General features: G+C 41.3%; 15 protein-coding genes. 6 read left to right on the top strand and 9 right to left on the bottom strand.

Translation table 11 applies throughout. From position 1 onward, the window contains the following. Positions 1-275: 275 nt before the first annotated feature. The gene (locus AB1A65_RS14460) at positions 276-1,115 is read right to left on the bottom strand and encodes an RteC domain-containing protein (protein ID WP_366590536.1); all 840 of its coding nucleotides are present in this window, start codon (positions 1,113-1,115) and stop codon (positions 276-278) included. A 374-nt stretch (positions 1,116-1,489) separates the two neighbouring features. On the opposite strand from AB1A65_RS14460, the gene AB1A65_RS14465 reads away from it, so the two are divergent. The 4 genes from AB1A65_RS14465 to AB1A65_RS14480 all read left to right on the top strand — a co-directional run bounded on the left by AB1A65_RS14465 (position 1,490) and on the right by AB1A65_RS14480 (position 3,713). Beyond that, complete coding sequence (locus AB1A65_RS14465; protein WP_366590538.1) at positions 1,490-1,861, top strand: hypothetical protein; 372 nt, start codon at positions 1,490-1,492, stop codon at positions 1,859-1,861. Between the two features lie 51 nt (positions 1,862-1,912). Continuing rightward, positions 1,913-2,896: an AraC family transcriptional regulator gene (locus AB1A65_RS14470; protein ID WP_366590541.1), complete on the top strand. Its 984-nt coding sequence runs from the start codon at positions 1,913-1,915 to the stop codon at positions 2,894-2,896. A gap of 56 nt (positions 2,897-2,952) precedes the next feature. Further along, positions 2,953-3,396: a MauE/DoxX family redox-associated membrane protein gene (locus AB1A65_RS14475; protein WP_366590543.1), complete on the top strand. Its 444-nt coding sequence runs from the start codon at positions 2,953-2,955 to the stop codon at positions 3,394-3,396. 74 nt (positions 3,397-3,470) lie between these two features. Then, on the top strand, positions 3,471-3,713 hold the full coding sequence (locus tag AB1A65_RS14480; protein ID WP_318310058.1) for a DUF6520 family protein: 243 nt from the start codon (positions 3,471-3,473) through the stop codon (positions 3,711-3,713). Positions 3,714-3,880: 167 nt separating this feature from the next. On the opposite strand, the gene AB1A65_RS14485 is transcribed toward AB1A65_RS14480, so the two are convergent. The 3 genes from AB1A65_RS14485 to AB1A65_RS14495 all read right to left on the bottom strand — a co-directional run bounded on the left by AB1A65_RS14485 (position 3,881) and on the right by AB1A65_RS14495 (position 10,730). Beyond that, positions 3,881-6,181 (bottom strand): zinc-dependent metalloprotease, encoded by a 2,301-nt coding sequence (locus AB1A65_RS14485; protein ID WP_366590546.1) that lies wholly within the window; start codon positions 6,179-6,181, stop codon positions 3,881-3,883. A gap of 71 nt (positions 6,182-6,252) precedes the next feature. After that, a complete protein-coding gene (locus tag AB1A65_RS14490) occupies positions 6,253-7,683 on the bottom strand; it encodes a RagB/SusD family nutrient uptake outer membrane protein (protein ID WP_366590549.1) in 1,431 nt (476 codons plus the stop codon). A gap of 17 nt (positions 7,684-7,700) precedes the next feature. After that, a complete protein-coding gene (locus AB1A65_RS14495; protein ID WP_366590551.1) occupies positions 7,701-10,730 on the bottom strand; it encodes a SusC/RagA family TonB-linked outer membrane protein in 3,030 nt (1,009 codons plus the stop codon). A 781-nt stretch (positions 10,731-11,511) separates the two neighbouring features. On the opposite strand from AB1A65_RS14495, the gene AB1A65_RS14500 reads away from it, so the two are divergent. After that, complete coding sequence (locus tag AB1A65_RS14500; protein ID WP_366590554.1) at positions 11,512-11,772, top strand: helix-turn-helix transcriptional regulator; 261 nt, start codon at positions 11,512-11,514, stop codon at positions 11,770-11,772. A 231-nt stretch (positions 11,773-12,003) separates the two neighbouring features. Here the strand turns inward: AB1A65_RS14500 and AB1A65_RS14505 are convergent, their stop codons facing one another. The 4 genes from AB1A65_RS14505 to AB1A65_RS14520 form a co-directional block, all read right to left on the bottom strand. After that, on the bottom strand, positions 12,004-12,201 hold the full coding sequence (locus AB1A65_RS14505) for a hypothetical protein (protein WP_366590556.1): 198 nt from the start codon (positions 12,199-12,201) through the stop codon (positions 12,004-12,006). Positions 12,202-12,353: 152 nt separating this feature from the next. After that, entirely contained in the window at positions 12,354-12,587 is a 234-nt protein-coding gene (locus tag AB1A65_RS14510) for an integrase core domain-containing protein (RefSeq protein WP_366590558.1), read from the bottom strand. Positions 12,588-12,698: 111 nt separating this feature from the next. Then, a complete protein-coding gene (locus AB1A65_RS14515) occupies positions 12,699-14,096 on the bottom strand; it encodes a hypothetical protein (protein ID WP_366590560.1) in 1,398 nt (465 codons plus the stop codon). Then, a complete protein-coding gene (locus AB1A65_RS14520) occupies positions 14,096-15,112 on the bottom strand; it encodes a nucleoid-associated protein (RefSeq protein WP_366590563.1) in 1,017 nt (338 codons plus the stop codon). The genes AB1A65_RS14515 and AB1A65_RS14520 overlap by 1 nt, the downstream gene beginning before the upstream one ends. A 292-nt stretch (positions 15,113-15,404) precedes the next feature. Between AB1A65_RS14520 and AB1A65_RS14525 the strand changes: the two genes are divergently transcribed. Beyond that, the gene (locus tag AB1A65_RS14525) at positions 15,405-16,346 is read left to right on the top strand and encodes a hypothetical protein (RefSeq protein WP_366590565.1); all 942 of its coding nucleotides are present in this window, start codon (positions 15,405-15,407) and stop codon (positions 16,344-16,346) included. Positions 16,347-16,353: 7 nt separating this feature from the next. Here the strand turns inward: AB1A65_RS14525 and AB1A65_RS14530 are convergent, their stop codons facing one another. After that, positions 16,354-19,293 carry a DUF6493 family protein gene (locus AB1A65_RS14530; protein WP_366590567.1) on the bottom strand — a complete coding sequence of 980 codons (2,940 nt, stop codon included), beginning with the start codon at positions 19,291-19,293 and terminating at the stop codon, positions 16,354-16,356.

Consider the following 19,293-nt stretch of genomic DNA (forward strand, 5'->3'; position numbering starts at 1 on the left):
GAGAAGCACAGAGTGCATAAAGCACAAGGCTTTTTGAGATAGTTGATATCGGCAATTTCATTAACGTGGTTAACAACGCATGTGCCGTGATTTGTTGAACAGATATACACACAATAGCGTCCTTATTCCATCTCTTGCAAACTTGATTATATTCTCAAGAAACAAGGTTGCCACAAGGATTATCGATGTCAAAAAGTCATAATATTTGCATTAAAATAGTTCTATTCGCCCAAATGGAATTTTTTAAAGTTCCCACTAACTTGTAAACGTATAGTCTATTCTTCAAGGGATTCCATACGCTGATTGAGCATCTCAATGAGCCGGTCCAAGAATCGGGTCCTGCTGCTCTTCCGGGAACGGATATCGATAAAAGTGTGGTAGTAATTCCCTAGGTCGACATTGTAGAAGTATTCGAAATGGGAGGCCATTTCCTTGATGTCCACGGTACCACCGTTGATAGATTTACTGGTATGCAGGGCATAAAGGAGCTCGATGAGATCGGTCTTGCTCCCCGTCCAAAAAAGTTTTGATGGTTTTTCCATTGGTGTGTTCTTTGTAGGTTCCATATTGTTGTTCAAATCATCCACTTCCTTTCTCAAGTATACGATGAGCATGTCATAGGCCATGATGGTGGCCACCGTACCGTCCTGACAGGTGGAGAACTGGTCATCGATAAGAAAGTGAAAGGATTCCAAGGGCATCCTCAGGTCCCGGTTACCCCTGACAAAATACTGCTCGTCCATGGACATCGCCCCACGTCGGTAATAATTATAAAACTCAAGGTTTTCGTTAAAGAAGGTCTGCAGTTTATCGATTTGCTGCTGTAAGTATTTAATCTGGGATACATCCTTACCCCTTGGCCGTTTGCTCTCAATGCTAAAAAGCCTGATGTAATAGATGAGCTTGCTGAAAATTTGGGGCTTTACGTGCTTAAAAAAATAGATTTCGTCGGCCTGCGTCTCAAAATCCTGGCCTACGATCTGCTTTTGCAGTTTTCGTATGCACTTCTCCACCAAGGCTATGCCCCTCTCAGCTTTGTAAAGGATATCTCCGTCCCCACTCTCCAAGGCTTCCAATTGGCCCTCAAATTCAGATAGCAGTTTTTGATATTTCATTATAGGTAATCTTTAGTAGTCTCCAAAAACGTATTCTGTACCCTTCCTCTACCATCTCAGCAAGGGGAGGCACTTTACATCAAATTCGTATTCAGGGAACTTCTCTGCTGGATTTCCTTCGAATCCGTCCTTTTTGTACCAAATCAATTGTACAAATTTGAATTGCTGAACGAATTGTTATCAAATCGCACGATTTCAAACTAAATAAAATCCATAATGTTTTGTGCATCAAGGACATGCTGGAGCCAAAAAAATCCCTTACAGATAAGTTTTTTTACGTTTTAGAGCCCATTTTGTTAAAAAAGCAGATTTTTCTTGTTAAAAATATTTTCAGAAATTTTTTATTTTAACCGCCCTTTTTGAAATAACAACGGATGAAAAGAATTGTGGAAACCGAATTGGCCACCATGTGGTTGGAAGATGAAATCCTCTTTTTTATTTGGAAAGAGGGAATTTCCATTGACCTTTCGGGAGCCAAAAAGACGGTGGCCCGTCGCATGGTCCTGCAACAGGGAAAACCCTATCGCATCCTTTGCAACATCAATGGGGTCAGGCATATCGAGAACGAAGCCTGGCACTTTTTATCTGGAGAAGGTGCCGAACTGGTCGAGGAACTAGTACTGGTTGCTGCCACGCCCTTGGAGCGGGTCTTCTTCAAATACATTTCGAACCGAATGCGTTCGGCGCCCATCAAAATGTTCCCCAACATGGAAACGGCCCGCTTGTACCTATCGCGCCCAAGATAGGTGTTGTATCCCGTTTCCAATGGATTATGAATCTAAAACACGGGGACAATTATGGACAATCTGGAAAACAAGAAGCGATTGGAGCATATCTACAACCAATTGGTGCATATCGCCAATGGGAACTTCTCTTACCAAATCGAACGAACAGATCAAAACGATGCACTGGAGGCCCTGACCTTTTTGGTCAACTCCACTACCGAGGAACTCAGGGACGCCTTTCTGCACCAAGGCTTTATCAAACTCCACAATTCCTATGAAATGGTTGTTCAATTGTACTTTGAACTGGATAACAAAGGCCAGATACTGAGGACCAACCCAAAGGTAGAGGCGCTGTTGAACTTCAAAGAAGGGACCTTGAACGGTTGCCCATTTGCACAATTTTTGGAGAAGAGATCCCAAAGGGGTTGGAAAAAATTGTTGAAAGCAGCCCCCAAAGACAAAATATGGGAACTGACCCTAGAGTTGTCATTTTCCGAACGATCAGGACTCCTCCTCCCTGCCCATTGTCATGTGATTTATTTCCCGGAACACCGGGAGAAAAATGGAACTTTTATGGTGACCTGTTTTGAACTGGTCAAATACGATGGAACGGATCAAGGTTTCCTTCAGAAGAAACTGAAGAAACAATTACAGGCCCATGGGCTATTGCCCCGTCCGGAAAAAACGGAGACCCATATCCTCCACGCCATGGATATGGAGAACCTGAGGAAGGCCGAACGGTATATCATGGACAATCTGGATATGCCACTGCCTTCAATCCGAGAGCTGGCCCATATTTGCAATACCAACGAGTACAAGTTCAAAAAGGGATTCAAGGAGCTTTTCGGCATGACAGCCTTTCAATATCAAAAACATGAACGGCTCCGAAAGGCCCATATCCTGATAGAGCACTCTAACAAGACCATCCTTGCCATAGCCAGGACCGTGGGTTTCAAAAAGGGGAACCACTTTACCCGGGAATTCAAAAAAAGGTATGGTTATACGCCCTCCCAACTGCGGAAACGCTCCAAAAAATCCTTCCCGGAGCCTAAATAATCCCTTAGAGATCACTAGACCCCATTAATTTTATCATTGTAAATCAAACTCTTACAATGCATACGGGCACATTCATAAAAAAGCGTCAAGCCATAGTGGAAACCATTTGTTATCTCTATAGCATACTTTTCCTGTATACCGCAAGCAGTAAACTCATGGGACTATCTGACTTTAAGCTCCAATTGGACCGCTCGGAGATCTTGGGTCCTTTCGCGGAGTGGATTGCCTGGATGGTGCCCCTGCTTGAAATTGTACTGGCCATCCTGCTACTGACCAAAGTATATCGGCTGGTTGCCCTCTACGGGTCCCTTATCCTAATGACACTTTTTACGAGCTATATCGCTTGGATGCTCCGTTTTAGTGACCATATACCCTGCTCCTGCGGGGGTGTCATATCCTCCATGGGCTGGGAGACCCACCTCGTGTTCAATGCCTTTTGGGTCGTCTTGGCATTGATCGGTATCGTACTATTGGAAAACCTCAAAAAAATCAACATATAAAAACACTGTGCAGTGAAAGGGGAAGCCGAAAACCTTAGTGAAAGAGTAGGCATTCATATCTAATTCTTAATACTATGAAAACTAGATTTTTAAAGCTTGTTTTACCGGCCTTTGCCATTCTATTGGCGGTCGGACTGGCCTTTGCCACGGAGAGCAATACGGTCAGTCAGGTGGCGTACTATCAAACGTCAAGCGGGGTCATGGAAGTGACCATCGGGGACGACTGCGAACCTAACGGTGATATCAGTTGTACCTACTTCGGCAATCAATTATATGCCGAACCTTCCCTGTCCACACCATTGGGCAGGAACCCATAGTTCCTTGTCACTCGTAGTAGAAAAGGTGCCCCTCACAGGGCACCTTTTTGACTAATTCAAAAAATACATGAAAACAAAAAATTACTTTTTAGATGGTGAAAACAACCATCCCCTTTTTGTGGTTATCGCTTCTATTATTTCCTTTGCTTACTTGTCCAATGATATAGTTACAACGAATCCAATCGGCTTAAGCAGTGCTCCCAATGCCCTTTGGCATCACTGTCCTTTTCCTTTTTCAACTTGCTTTTGATATCCTCCCGTAATTTTACCAACTGCTCCATCAACAACCCTTTGGAATAAGCGGTATAATCATAAGCTTTCATTTCTGCATAGTTATATTGGGCTTTTTGTTGTACCGCCATAATGGCCCTGTCGATATAATAGGATTGGATTTCTTGCCGTATCCGTCCTACTTTGGGGGAACCTCCGTACAGTTCCCTGAACAATCCCTCTTGCAATTCCGATAGATACCATTCAAATGTACCTTCAAAGCCTTTCAGCGTTTCCATATATTCAAAGCGCTTCAAGCGTCGGGGGCGCAATAGTTCGTCCACCGACCGCTGTTGGAATTCGACCATTTTGTCCGGAAAGGTGGAGTATTCCAGTTGGGGAAGGAACTCGGGGGCAACCAACCACTCTGGTGGGTTCAGGGCATTGGCATGCAAAAAGTCCATGGCCTCCTCCTGCATGGCCAAGGGGATTGGCGTGAACATCTTGCCAGGGGTGTTGATCGGCTTGTACCGAATATCGTACCCACCTAGCAAAGAGGTCACATGGAGCATATGGTCTTTCCATTGTTCCAGTACTCTTCCATATAGATTTTCCAATCTTCTAGTATCCTTTTGGTCCTTAACGGCGGCCGGCATCAGTTGAATAACACGTTCCAAGTTCTTCAGTGCCAACTTGGTGCTTTCGACCGGATCATTGGTATCCACCACTTCATCTGCCGTTGCGGGCCCGAAAACCTCCACTTGGCTTTGGTTGAACCTAAACCAGGGAATGGAATCCTGCACCCCTATAATACGCTCTAGAGCTTCCTCCTCCTGCTGCTCTGACATTTCCTCCGGAAATTCGGTGTAGCCCCACTCAATCTGGTGACGGTCCATCGGGCCCACTTTTTGCATTAACAGTTCAGGGGGCACACTGTCCTCTGGCTGGGCAATATTATTTTCCCGGGAATAGCTCATCATACTTGGGGTGTGGCCCATGGTCTTCAGCCATTGAATATCGGACATCTTTTCGACGGGATAGGCGAACTCCCCATAATTACTGTCCATCAGCCCAAAGGCATGTCCCGCTTCATGGGCGGCAATCCGTTGAAAAAGCCTTCCCGTGAGTTCTTGGGGAAAAGGCAACGACTGGGCCCGTTTATCCAAGGGGGCGCAACGGATAAAATAACGGTCCGTAACATTTTCGACCGAAGCTCCCAGATAAATGTCGCATTTGAGGATTTCACCGGTCCTTTCATCGATTATTTCTGGAGCGGTCCCTCCAGACTCTTCAAAGCCGCGCAAGTATTTGGAATCGCCCCAGTCCACGTAAGAGGTATGGATGCTATGGGCCTCCCATTCCGACAGGCTATCCGTTTCCTTTACCACTATGGCATTCTTGAACCCTGCAGCCTCAAAGGCAGGCAGCCACTCTTCGATACCTGCCTTCACATAAGGTCTCCACTGTTCGGGAACATCTGGGGGAATGACAAAAGTGATCGGTTTAACGGGCACGCTCAGTTTTCGGTCCTTGTCCTTTTTCTCCAATCGCCAGCGGGCAATATTAGCTATACTGTTCTTCGGTTCACCGTGATCGATTCCATATCGGTCCTCGTTAACGAATCCCATGCGGTAATCATAGTCCCTACCTTTCATCAGTTTCTCGGGAAGGGCCGCCAATCCAAAGAATACCGGAAAAGAAACTTTCGAGCCCTCGAACATCAAGCCACGTCGGGTCTTGATGACCACCTCGTTGTGAAAATCCTTCGAGCCCTGTAAGAGGCTCAACTGTGGCACCAAGGTTTCCGTAAAGCCCTTGGTCCATTCGATGACATTGTCCATTACCAAGGAAGTGACATTGATGCACAGTTCCCCTTGTTCGCCCATATCCTTTTCCAAGGGAAACATGGCCAAGACATTATCCTTTAAGGCCTTGTGGTGCCTTACAGGTAAAATTATTCCTGCCGTGGACCTTACCCTAGGGTGTTTTAATAGCACCTTGTCCCCCTCCAGTGACCAAAGCACCTGCATATATTTATATACTTTTCTGTAGTCATAGCGGATAAAGAGCATAGGACGCTCCAGCACCTCCCGCGGAATATTGAGATAGAGCTCCCCCTCCTGCATGAAGGAGGTCAGAAACGTTGACCCCATTGAGGAAGCTGCCGCTTCATCCTCATATATAGGGTTGGTTTTCAGTGTTTGGGAAAATACCCCAACGGCCATAAACAGCCATAGTATCGATACGATTTTTTTCATTGATTTCATTTTTATTGAGGATACCAAGGCTTCCAATTAAATGCCCTGACATCCCATATTGTTCATAATTATCAGTAGCCAGCGTTCTGCGGCAATAGATTGGGGTTGATCTCGATTTCGGTCTCCGGAACGGGCAACAACAGGTCGGTATCCTGCCATCCTGGCTTGATACCTTCCAATACGACACTGGCCTCTCCAAAGCGTTTCAGGTCGAACCAACGATGCCCCCGCTCTGTGAACAGTTCCATCCGCCGTTCCTGCAATACCGCTTCCAATAGTTCCCCTTGTGTTCCTATGGGGATATCCGGTAGGCCTGCCCGATTGCGGAGGGTATTCAAATTACTTGCTGCATCGGAGAGATTTCCCAATTGTGCCCTGGCCTCGGCCCGGATCAGGTACTGTTCCGCCAAACGCAGAACTATCGAATATTCCACGGACTCCGTTTCGGAAAAATTGGCCTTGTATTTATGGGCGTAGAACAGGGTCTGTGTATTGTCGGCATTGGATATGCTTTCTGTCCAAGAAGCTTCCCGTAGATCGCCCTCCTCAAAACTGTCCATGAATGATTCGGTCAGTGCATAGGTCTGGCCAGGAACCGCCTGTATGATCAATCGGTTTGCCTCTTGGGTATTCCTAGGGGCCTCGCCCGGTTTCAATTGCCAAATGGTCTCGCCTGAATCCTTTAGAAAGACCCTTTCCAAATCGCCTTCCAGATCAAAGACTCCTATCAGTTCGGAGGCCATATCGTCAGCATTCGCCCAATCCTCTACATACAGGTACATCCGGGCCAATAAGGCCTTGGCTGCATACTGGTCGGGGAGAGTGCGTTCCGACGATGGATTTTCCATACCTTCCAAAAGGGCCACGGACCGTTCCAAATCGGTAATGATGGCTTGAAAAACTTCGGCCTCCGGGGTGCGTGATACGGTATTGTTCACCTGATAGTCCACCGTGGTGATATACGGGACATCACCGAACAATTGCGCCAAAAGACTGTGGATAAAGGAACGGACGAATAGGGCCTGGCCGGTAAACAGGGCCTTTTCATCTTCGCTCAGGGCCTGTGATTCTTCCACACCTCGAATGATATCGTTGGCGCCGTAGATCAGTTCATAGCCGTTGGCCCACCATTGCCTCACCAATTCATTACCGGCCAAGAGGTTGTGTTGGTAGAATTCCGTATTCTGCACTTCGAATCCATAATAATCCAGTTCGTCCGCATAGATGCCCAAAGCCGTGGTCAGGCCAAAGCGGCCCGATACCATACCTTGTTCCCGCATCCCGAAAAATAAGTTTGCCATGGCGGAGCGTACCGTGGAGGCTTCATCGAATACCGTCTCCGCGACCAGGGTGTCCTTGGGCGGCTCCACTTCCACAAAGTCCGTGCAGCCTGCCATACCCAGACACATGAGCAATGGTAGGATTTGAAGGTTGAGATGTTTTAGGAGCGCTGGAAGACCACGGTCCCCTACGCTCCTGGTTTTGTTTATTCGTTGTATCATATCTAATTTTTTTATGGTTAAAAGTCTACTTGTAGTCCAAGGGTAATCTGTCGCAATTGTGGCAATCTACTATTGGAAGGTTGTTCAGGGTCAGGTCCCCGATACTTGGTCCAAGTCCATAGGTTCTGTCCCTGTAGGTATACATTTACCTGCATGCCATTATCCAACCGGCCCAGCCCATAGTTCAGGGAAATGTTCCGTAAACGGATAAAGGAGGCATCGGAAAAGGCGGCATTGCTCAATTGCTGGAAGGTCCCGAGGTCCACATCCGGGGCGAGTCCCCCAGAAGCTCTTTGAATTGGGGCCATATCGCCCACTTCTTGCCAACGGTCCAAAAGTTCGACCGGAGCGTTCCCCCGAAAGCCCGGGGTGGCCCCAAAGGCCAATTGGTCAAAAGCTTTCTGCTTTTTGAACTGAAAGAATACATCCAAGGATAGTTTGCCATAGGTAAGGGTATTGCCCAACCCACCATAGAAGCGCGGGGCCCTGTCCTCGATGAACTGTCGGTCCTCCAAACTGCTGATGTTCCCATCCCCATTGTAGTCCTCAAAGGTGTAGAGACCCGTCTCCGGGTCCACGCCAAGGGCATTGTAGAGCTTGACAATGGTCAGTGGCTTGCCGATTTCATAGCGATTGGCAAAGGGGGAGGATTCCAGGCCGTCGAAGCGCAACAATTTGTTCCTTGGCACCGTAAGATTGACCCTCGTGGACCACTTTAATTTGCTATTTCTCAGATTGATGGTGCGAAGGTCCATCTCTACCCCGGAATTCTCCACGGTCGCATCAAAGTTGCCGGTCAATTCGGAAAAGCCGGTAGTGGCCGCCAAGGGGATACCGACCAACTGATCGGAGCTGCGATTGCGGTACCATGAGGTGTTGAGGAGTATGCGGTCATTGAAAAAGCCCAGCTCCAAGGCTGCTTCCAGCTTACGGTTGGATTCCCATCCAAAAAGTGGATTAAAGATGCCCGTGGGTTCCAATATGGAAATCCCATCATAATCAAGCCCCGTTACGCTATAGGTATCCAAGAACCGGTAATCACCGATATTGTCACTGCCCGTGGTTCCATAACTGCCTCTTAATTTGCCAAAGCTCAATATCGAATTGTCCCCAAAAAGGGATTCCTCGCTAAAGAGCCAAGCCAGGCCAACGGCCCCAAAGTTCCCAAACTGCCGGCCGGGACCAAAACGGGAGGAACCGTCCCTACGGCCGGTCAGATTGAGAATATAACGGCCCTTCACATTAAGGTTCACCCGACCGAAGACCGCATTATAGTTGTACTCGCTTTCCGTATCCGTCAGCACCTCCAAGGTCTCGGCAGCGGATAGGTTAAAGATCAGATCCTCATTGGGAAAACCTCTGCCCCGTTGCACAAAACCCTCAGTGGTCTGTTGTTGGAAGGTGGTGCCCACCAATACATCCAAGGCTGTCCTGCCCCACTTTTGTTGCCACTGGAGCTGGGGCTCCACGATCCATGAGTCCCGTTGGGCAACGTTGGTAGTGATGGAGGAATAGTTCTCTGGGGTCAGTCCCAAGCTCGGGTTACGTGCACTGCTGGGCAGGGTCCGGTAGGAATCCAAGCGATAGGTGTTGTACCCCAGACTGGTCCTTAGTTCCAGATTGGGCAATAGCTTATAGGAGACCAAGGCATTGGCGATAAGGGTGTTCACCTTGGAGACATAGTCCTCCTCTAGAGCCGCAAAAGGATTGTTCCACGTATTGTTTTCCCAGTTCAACCGTCCTTCCTCGTCATAGATTTCGGGGGCATTGGGCTCCAGCGTGTAGGCCAGTCCCGTGAAATCACGCTGCGGCAATTGGTTTCGTTCATTGGAATAGATGGTGGACAGGTCAATCTGGAAACGATTGTTCTCCGAGCGATGGTTTACCTTGCTCTGCACCGTTGCCTTTTTATAGTTACTATCCCCAGGGAATACCGTGGTTTCCATTAAGTAGCCACCACTGATCAAAAAATTGGTCCGTTCATTGCCGCCTGATACCGAAAGCTGGGCATTGTTGCGATAGGACGTACCGCCAATGAGTACCTTCTGCCAATCCGTATAGCGAGAATTATCCCAGCTTTTGAGATCGGGAAAGAACAGATCAAAACTGGAATCGTTCAAAAAGTCCCCGAAACCGTCATTGACAATCCCTTCCCTTCGGATTTCCAAGTATTGCTGGGTATTCATCAGTTCCAAAAAATTGGAAACCTGGCCCAAGGTGGTACTGAGGTTGGCACTGAAGGTTGTCCTGCCCTCTTTTCCCCGTTTGGTGGTAATCAATACTACCCCATTGGCGCCCCTCGACCCATAGATGGCCGTGGCATCGGCATCCTTCAATACTTCGATACTCTCGATAGTCGTAGGGTCGATGGCATTGAGCGGGCTGATATTGCCACCGAGAATACCACCCGAGACATTGCCGGAACCTAGTGACTGGGATCCAAAGGGTACCCCATCGATAATGTAGAGCGGGTCGCTGACACCATTGATGAAGTTCCTACCCCGTACCTCGACCTCGAATCCTCCACCGGGGACACCCGTATTTTGGACGATGTTGACCCCTGATAGCTGACCCTGCATAGCGGCCAAGGGGTTGCCCACGGGCTGTTTCTCCATGGTCTCGGCCTTGATGGTGGCAATGTTGCCCGTGCGTTCCTTTTCGGATACGGAGTAATAGCCCGCATTGAGCACTACTTCCCCCAATTGGGTGACATCTTCCTCCATTTGGACGTTGACCTCACTTCTGCCCTTGATGCCAACTGTCAAGGGCTTGAAGCCAATGATTGAAAAGTACAAGGTATCGTCAGGATTGGCTTGAATGGTAAAGGAGCCATCTAAATCGGTGATGGTGCCCCGTTGGGTGGCCTCCACTTGGATGCTTACCCCGACGAGAGGGTTTCCATTGGTGTCCGTAACGGTACCGGTGACGGTAGCTTGGGGAGGAGGGGCCATTGCGGCCTCCAAGGTTTGTGATGGCCAAAGGGCCAACAGTATGTTAATCGTTAGGAACAGGGTAAATCTGTTCGCATTTATCCATATTATCTTCATAATTTTGAGTCGTTTGATTTTAACCGTTAGTGTTAATTGAATCGTGCCTCTGGACAATTGCTACCCTGTCCGGAGGTTTTTTGTTTGCACTGCCCCCGAAGTCCAGACAATGTCGTAACTTACCACAGGGCATTTAGGTTCGGGCATATGCCATCCTGTCCAAGGATTTAGCACTCTTGGAAATGGGATTCCTAATCGAACAAGACTATGATTTCGTGATTGGGTCGGTTGCCCGAAAAATGTATGCGTCAGTTATGGGTCTGAAGTAGTAACGTAAACCGAAAATTAAGTAGCGTAATACCCACAACTATAGTCGATGGTTATACGGGGTTTTTGGGCTTTTTCTTGAAGAGGATATCGAACACCGAGTGACAGGCCCCAAAAATGGAACAAAAACAAGGTGTGAACCCTACAGAAAAAAGTTGCCAAATGTTTCCCATGACCTAAAAAGGTTAGCGACGCATCGAAAAAGAGTAAATAAACCAAACGCTAAGAAAAAGTTGGGCGTGAAAACTCAACTTACCCATTAGTGGTACTGGTATACCTTGCAGAGATAAGAGAGGTCACGCCCGGGTCGTGAGCCAATCTGCTTATCATCTCTTCTGCAAAAATTACCAGTTTTCTAATGAGAGAATCTAAGCGAAAGCTTCAAATATGTTCTAACCGAAGAATCGCTAAAATATGTAATTCGAGACCAATATAATAAAAAAAGATTATTGTGGTAATATAATACCACGTTTTTTATAATCGAATTAGGCATTTTTCCCTTAAATATTGAATTATGCTTGATGAGAAAAAGAAAGATGAGTTCAAAGCTAAATTTGGAAAGCAGCTAGGTAAAATAAAGAATGATAAAAAGTTAACCTTTAGAAATATTGCAAAAAACTGTGATCTTGACTCCAGTTTTATAAGTAAAATAGAAAAGGGAACAGAAAATATAACGTTAGAAACAATTCTCAACTTACTCTATGGCTTAAATGTTCAACCGGGAGAACTCTTTGATTTCTGCATAGAATTGAATAAAGATGATATTCGTAAATAATCTTTCTTAGAAATTTCTTACATTTATTTCTCATACTTCCCCATAGATTTATTGAATTTTAAGAGAACTATGCTATGCATTTAATTTTTGCAATTAAATGCATAGCCAACCAAATAGGCGGTATATGCTTAATAAAGTCGGGTATATAAACTAGTTGCCACACATAAAAAAAGACAACCTAAATATATTGTCGAGTCCGTTTTAAATCAGTCCGAGGCTCAAGGATTTTGATTAAATTGAAAATATTTTCTTTGATTTGTCCCATTCTGTCTTCATGATCTCCCTAGAGATTTCAACTATATCTTTAAGTTTGGCCTCTACTTTTTCCTGGTTAATATCTTGGACGTTTTCAATAAGATAGAATTTATCAATGGCATCCATGATTTCAATCAAATTCGCATGACTTTTTTCATTTGGATTTAGAAGCATACGGATTTTGTTGGAGTTTAAATGGTATTTAGAATGTTGTTCCTCATACCTGGTATAAGCTGTCTCATCTGAAAAGCCTAATTTTTTAAATCCATTACCGCTGTAGATACCCCGATCTTTAGGACAGGTTTTCTACAAAGCTAATATAATTATCAAGCTGCTTTTCTATAAACATCTTTTGGTCTTTGGTATTCAATGGACTGATGTCTTCTTTCATGGTTGTAATAATCAAAGTATTCCTCCAACAATAGATAAAGGTCCATACCGTCCTTTGGAGGGTTCAGATAGATTTTCTCATACTTTACATTCCTCCAGAGCCTTTCGATAAAGGCATTGTCCGTGGCCCTTCCCTTACCGTCCATGCTCAGGCGTATTCCCTGACCCAAGACTGGTGTTCATTTTGGGCGAATTGAACAGGGAAAAAGGGATATAAGCTACTTAACTTTATTAAAACTCTGCAAGTACTTTGAGATTTCCCCAAAAGAATTTTTTGAAAACTAAATATGTTCCGAAGTATAAATTAGGACAGTTAAAAATGTGGCAATAGTAATTAACCATAAAACGATATAGAGCCACCTTCTCTTATTAAGGAATTTTTTTTCAGAATTAAATTCCTTGTCTCCATTAAGCAATTTGTCAATGTCTTGACTAACCAATATGTCTTTAGCCCGCTCTTTGACATCTTCATACTTAGATTCAATCCTTTTTTTTTCTAGATTTAAAATCCAGTTAGAAAATATCATAAACACCAAGGAGAGTCCCAATAAAGCAATGGCCATATAAGTTAATTGCTTGCTAAATATGACGGTCACATCTATTTTAGCATAGGTGCGAATAACGAAAATTGAAAGGTAAAATGAGATAAAAACAAAAATGCTTTTTTGAAAATTGTTATAAAACGCATCTAGTGTTTTATTAACTCTATCTGACAGTTGTTCTAGTTGACCATGAACCTTGTTTCTAATTTCAATGTACTTGTTAATATTACCTTTAATATAGGTTTCATTTGCCGATAATATGGAGCTATAAGCATCCATTTCTATATTTAAATCTTGTTGATTTAAATACATTGATAGGATGTTTCTAGTTATCCCAACTTTATCTTCAATTTTGTTTGCTTCAGAGTAAATCCATCTGTATATATTGCGATATACCTTTACTGAAGAAATATCTAACTCTTTGAAATTCAATTCATGTTTTAAGGTTATATAACCATTTAACTTGGTTTTAAACTGGTTTTTTATAATCTCAGTGCCATCAAACATATAAATTATGAGGAATATAAAATGCAGCTTTTCAAAGAGTAATAATAGTGGATTATCGATAGGGTTATCCAATAAATAAAACTCATCTGGTGTAAATTTAAAATCTGAAAAATTGTTGAAAGTACATTGTGAACTTATAATTGTATCATCATCCTTTACGTTTTTTAAATCCTGGTTGAATCCCAGAAAATGATTTGAACTTTTGAATGCACAATTGGGTTGATAAAAGATTATTCCATCTGATTTACCCTTAAATTGAAGAAGAAGTGAATTCAAGTTTTCAGAATCTAAGTATTCATAGAATTTGGCATCATCAAAGACGACAACTTTTTTTCCTTTTTTGAAAATTTTTAAAGAAATAGTAATTTCTTCTCCATCTTTAATATCAAGAAAATCAATTTCTTTAAAACTGTTTTGGTCAACAGAATAATTTAATTCATCTATTTCAAATGTCCAATCATACTCGTATTCACTCATTTTTGATTTGAATGACTCATATTGATCGGAATTAAATTGAGAGTTTAAACTTTGTTTTACTGATGATGAAAATTCTTTTTCATACAAAGTAAAATTGTCAATTACCCGAACACTATCTTTAAGTTCAAAGAACTTACAAAACTCTTTAATCATTATTTGTTGAGTAAATCTTCTAGTTTATTATAACCATCTTCCGACATAATTCGGACATATTTATTCCCGCCTTCCTGTTCCAACTCAATAATGTTTTTGAGGTTTTCAACAAAATCATCTATGCTTAAATAAAGGTTGCTGGCAAGTCTAATATTTGTCTTTTGCCTTTTATTGATTTTCTCTTTAATTATATTAAAAGTAGTGTCGAAATTATTTTTTTCAGGTAGTTTTTTTAGTGATTCTAATAGCTTTTTTTTGGGAAAATCCTTGTTAAGCGGGGTATAGTCTTCAAAGACTTCATCTACTAAATCTGTAAAATTCAATGTTTCCTTATTTCTAAAATGACCCAGAAAAGAATTTCTTAGTATCAGGTAGTCTACATAATATTTTTTTCTATACCTAGTAAGACACTTGTCTATTTCATTTAATGCATTTTCGGTATTGTCCTCATCAGTCGTTATTGGATCCAACTCTAAAAAATCATCCCACCAGTATTTTGTAGGCTTTTTATCATGAACATAATTATGAGTTATTTCTCCATTTTGGTCATAATAGACCAATAGAGCCTTAAATAGTTTTTTTCGAGTATTTAAGCCCCGTATTAATTCAAAATTTATCTCACTTACTACTTCGTCATGTTCAACTTTACAAATGATTATTTTATGGGTACCCTCACTTTCAATGGAAAGATGAAGTAAGCTGCCTCTTTGAATCTCAACCCCCATCCTATTCATACTTTCTTGGGCTTTAACCTCTTTCTCTAGCAGTCTTTTTGCATTGTTCAAAACATAAGACTCAATGTCATGACTGTTTGCCTTTATCAGCGGCAACGAGTTCTTAACCTGAGTTTCACCATCTTTCCAATTATAAAACCGCCTATTGGGGTTATCTAAAATGTCTTGAACTAGACCTTCAACGTAAGTGTTGAGGTTTTCGAAATCTTCGTTGATTTCAATTGGAGTTACATTCTTTGTTTGTACATCGACATGGTGAAGGAAGATACTTTTAATTTCCATTTGATTGATTAGTGACGTGAATAATATCAAACATAGTGAATTTCTAACGTATTGATTATCATGGTATGTTTGATGAAAATAGATAGAAGGCTAAATTTCACATACAGGCTCTCTAAACTAGAGGAAACCCCTAATTTGATGATTGAAAAACCATAGTAAATCAATGGCTTTAATAAGTTTTTAACTACGATATCGATTATTTATGCAAGTAATCGAAAGACCACCATATCAGATAACTCTTTATTAATTTTAATAGGAACGTAATTATGTAATTCGTTTTAAGAGTTAAGCCATGGGTAAGAAACCAACTTTTGTTTTTATTTTCTTCTTCTGTTTTTTTTATAGTTCATCCGCTCAGGATGCTTATAAAAAAAGGTATTATGTATGGCAAAAAATCCACTACTCTTCTGAAAAGCAAAATACATCTTCGAAAGACTCTGACGTTTTACACATAATGGTGAAAGATGAAAAAAGTGTTGTTGTTAGAAATGTGACATCAAGAAATGGTAAAAATGAGGTAAAGTTGGACACAATACCACGTAAGTTATTATTTGAGGAATTAAAGCTTAGCCAATTAGTCAAGATGGATTCAAATGGCAATAGTGTTTTAAATGAACCTTTAAAATATAAATGGTGGGTGTGGACATGGAAACCATCAAAAGGCAGGTTAAAGTCAAATCTGAAATTTGAAGGAGATAAAATTTATATAAATCCATGGTTGATAAAAACTGGAGGAGAATATGTTTACAGGGATAAAGTATTTTTTTATGAATTGGATAATAGAAGATCTGTTAAAATTCCATTTAGGCAATGGAGTTTTAACGTGTTGACAATTCCTTTAAAAATTCGATTTGGTGATGATACAGAGTTTTCCACTGGAGCAAATCTTGGAGGCTTTTTTGGCTACACTTGGGGGAAGACAAACTTTGTCCATAGAAAAAAAATTGGTAACAAAGAATATAACACGAAATTTACTTCTGGAATTTTTGTTGGTGCAGATAAGGTAGAGTTCAGTTTTACGGAGGGAGTCGATGAAAATGGGGAAGATGTTACGAGAACTATTAAAACCGCATTCCTTTCATTGGGAAGTGGAATACTTTTTTCTTACGAAAAATTCACTATTGGTTTAACTGGCGGATTTGATTTTGGTCTTGCTGAAGATAGTAAAGAATGGGATTACCAAGGTAAGCCATGGATTGGTGCTAGCTTGGGATATAACTTATTTTCATTTTAAAGCTAGGTTACTTCACCAAAATGGAAATTATAGGTTTAAGAGAAGAAGTCTCTTTCCATTTAGAGAGCTTTTCCTGTGTTAATTGGCCAATTTGTTCATCAGGAAAAGAATGTTTTAATTCCAAAAATATCTCAAGCAGTTTTTTGACCCCTCTAATAGGAGAGTTGTCCATTTTTCCAATAGCGCTATTGATTAAATTAAATAAATAATTGTTGTGCTTTTGGGAAACATTCAACAGGTTGGAAACTAATAAGTCTGTAAGTCGTTTCATGGGGGCATATTGGCCCGATTCCAATCTACCAAGCATTTCTCCTAGAAAAGCATTGTCCATGTTGTTTTCAGAATTTGCTTTAATCCATATTTCCGCCGCCAATTCTCTCGAAATTTTATGACTACATAAAAAGCCTGTAGCTAAAAATAAATACGTAGTTTCCGAATAGTCCTGACGATACCAGATTTGATGCAGACCTTTCAATAAGTTGACCATATTCTTTTTACTCGTCTCATCAGAAAAGGTTGATTCCTTCAGATTGTTATGTATTACTTGGCTTAAAAACGAGCTTGTGTTATTGGGTGAAAGCAAAAGAAACTTGACCTCATCGTTTGGTCGGATAGTTGTGTAATATTGCTGCTTTTTAAAATACATGTACTCATAGATACTTTGAATCTTGACAGGTTTTTTATTGAAAAGAGCTTTTAAATTATTAACTAACGAATCCGGTTCCTTTTTTTCAGGATTAAACTTCTGAAACTCCAGTTGTTTTCTGACCATTTTCTTTTGCACATGTTTTCCAGTGGTGTAATCATACTCTTTGTAGAAATGATTATGCAGTCCACAATCCCAATCATAAACTCCTATTTCTTTTTGCAACGTATTTGAAAAATGCTCCTGAAAATAGGTTATCTCTGATTTGATACCTTTGGATAGAACACTTTGAATCCAAAGCTCTGGTCTTTGAATGCTCACTTTGTTTAAATCATTAAAGCCTAAGTGATAATTCAGAACATCTCTAATATTTCTTTCTTTGATGCCCTCTATCTTTTTGGAAATATTCGGAGGAATTTGATTTAATGGCAAACGGCCAACTGCAATTTGGAAATCGTATAGATCCATTTCTTCATCGCTCTTTTCAAATGCGATTATCCTTTCAATTAATACCATTGGGTCAATCCAACATGGGTTATGTGTTGGAGTGGATAGTAATTCCAAGGTTAAATTTTTCTTGATTAGAGATTTGGATTTTATAAATAGTGCATGATGTATTTGATAGATGTAATCCGGGATGCTTTGATATTCTATCTCTTTCAGATTCTCTTTATAGTGCGAACCATAAAACCTATCTTGTTTTAATTTCTCTATTTTTTGATTTTTGGTCTTTCTGAAACCTTCCAATTCAGTTGCATATTTCTTCATTAGAATTTCCGCAAAATCGTTGAGATAAAACGCGGCTTCGGATTCTAGGTTTCCGATTTGACTACTCCATTCAAAATTCATGGACAGGTCAAGGGAACGTTTGAAAATAGGTTCAAGTTTGGAAACATTTGAGCTATTTAAGAGCGCATATAGTTTTGGTAAATGGCTTAAGAGTAAATCAATATGAAATACCTCGTTATTGTCAATAGCTTGGCTTACAAAGAAGATTAAATCATCAAGGGTCTCATATGAGGGTAACCTGTTGCCTTCGGTTAGAAAATAGACAGGCTTAATTTCTTCTTGAAAGTCGTCAATGTTCTCTTCAACAGTAATATATTCTTTGAGAATCTCTTTGGTGCCATGGAAAAGATTATCCGCGTACAAGCTTACTTCTTCCTTTAGCTCTTGACTCTTAAGGTCACCATATTTCTCGATAATCTTTGCTGCTCGTAACTGTATTTTTTCGTCAACATTGATCAAAGTTTCCGCAGCTTTACAACAAATTGAAGTTTTCGAGCTTTTATGACTTTTGGCAATTTTATCTAAAATCATCAGTGTAGAGTTTACTACTGATTTGGTTTCAGAATTTAATAATATGGATGAGTTGTCAATAAATATTTTGGTTTTGAATTTTTTGTGATTGGCAACAGCTTTAAAATATTTTAAAACTGTATTTATAACTTTTGAATGGGGTGAATTCAATGCAGCAAATAGCTCATCTTGTAAATCCAATACTTCTTCTTCTGTCGGGTTTAACTTAACCAGTAAATCAAAGAACCAGCCGCTTAAAGTTTTATTGAACCCTTTTGTTGAAGTATATATTGTTGCTATCAAAACCTTATTTCTAGCCAGTTTGTCTTCTTCGGTGAGATTAATTATCGTATTTATCCAAATATCATTCCCAGCGGAATAGTTCTCAAGGCCTAAATAATTGTAGTAATTGTTAATAGAGGATTCCTCTTCGAATAGAAGCCAAATGTGTTGGTCTAAGGTTTCTTTATGGAGGTTTAGAATTTCAGGTTTGTAAAAACTAATGCGCTTTTTATCCTTCCATTGATGCTCTACAATAGCATTTGGTAGTTTATTTAAAATTAATTCGTGTGAGGGATCTAAAAGGCCATCCTTGTACAGCCGCATCATCTTTTCATACGTCAACTCCCAAGGCATTTCTTCATTAATGACGGAGCTATACCAATTGGGCACATACCAAGGTATTATTTCAGAAATATATTCGTCACTGGCAGCTATATTTCCGATACCCCAGAACAATCTTTTTATATCCTTTTTGTTACAACAGACAAAACAAGCCTTTTCTACCAACTTTCTTTGCTTCTCAGACTTTATGTGCTCATAAGACATGGACAAGAACCCGCCTGATTTGCTCCTAACTTCTTTCGTTTTATAGTATTCTTCTTTGAGTTTTTTTAAAAAAGGAACAAGCTCTTTTTTTTCTGTTGCCGTCAATTTCTTTAAAAAGGGAATGACGTCCTTTTCCTTTACAACTATGTCTTCGAGTTCTTCCTTTAGCATCAT

It is taken from the genome of Allomuricauda sp. ANG21 (genome assembly GCF_040705235.1).
GTDB classification, from domain to species: Bacteria; Bacteroidota; Bacteroidia; order Flavobacteriales; family Flavobacteriaceae; genus Flagellimonas; species Flagellimonas marina.

Excerpts from the sequence above, each read along its gene's own strand:
- AB1A65_RS14460 (WP_366590536.1), bottom strand. The coding sequence starts at position 1,115 with ATGAAATATCAAAAACTGCTATCTGAATTTGAGGGCCAATTGGAAGCC.
- AB1A65_RS14465 (WP_366590538.1), top strand. The coding sequence starts at position 1,490 with ATGAAAAGAATTGTGGAAACCGAATTGGCCACCATGTGGTTGGAAGAT.
- AB1A65_RS14470 (WP_366590541.1), top strand. The coding sequence starts at position 1,913 with ATGGACAATCTGGAAAACAAGAAGCGATTGGAGCATATCTACAACCAA.
- AB1A65_RS14475 (WP_366590543.1), top strand. The coding sequence starts at position 2,953 with ATGCATACGGGCACATTCATAAAAAAGCGTCAAGCCATAGTGGAAACC.
- AB1A65_RS14480 (WP_318310058.1), top strand. The coding sequence starts at position 3,471 with ATGAAAACTAGATTTTTAAAGCTTGTTTTACCGGCCTTTGCCATTCTA.
- AB1A65_RS14485 (WP_366590546.1), bottom strand. The coding sequence starts at position 6,181 with ATGAAAAAAATCGTATCGATACTATGGCTGTTTATGGCCGTTGGGGTA.
- AB1A65_RS14490 (WP_366590549.1), bottom strand. The coding sequence starts at position 7,683 with ATGATACAACGAATAAACAAAACCAGGAGCGTAGGGGACCGTGGTCTT.
- AB1A65_RS14495 (WP_366590551.1), bottom strand. The coding sequence starts at position 10,730 with ATGAAGATAATATGGATAAATGCGAACAGATTTACCCTGTTCCTAACG.
- AB1A65_RS14500 (WP_366590554.1), top strand. The coding sequence starts at position 11,512 with ATGCTTGATGAGAAAAAGAAAGATGAGTTCAAAGCTAAATTTGGAAAG.
- AB1A65_RS14505 (WP_366590556.1), bottom strand. The coding sequence starts at position 12,201 with ATGCTTCTAAATCCAAATGAAAAAAGTCATGCGAATTTGATTGAAATC.
- AB1A65_RS14515 (WP_366590560.1), bottom strand. The coding sequence starts at position 14,096 with ATGATTAAAGAGTTTTGTAAGTTCTTTGAACTTAAAGATAGTGTTCGG.
- AB1A65_RS14520 (WP_366590563.1), bottom strand. The coding sequence starts at position 15,112 with ATGGAAATTAAAAGTATCTTCCTTCACCATGTCGATGTACAAACAAAG.
- AB1A65_RS14525 (WP_366590565.1), top strand. The coding sequence starts at position 15,405 with ATGGGTAAGAAACCAACTTTTGTTTTTATTTTCTTCTTCTGTTTTTTT.
- AB1A65_RS14530 (WP_366590567.1), bottom strand. The coding sequence starts at position 19,293 with ATGATGCTAAAGGAAGAACTCGAAGACATAGTTGTAAAGGAAAAGGAC.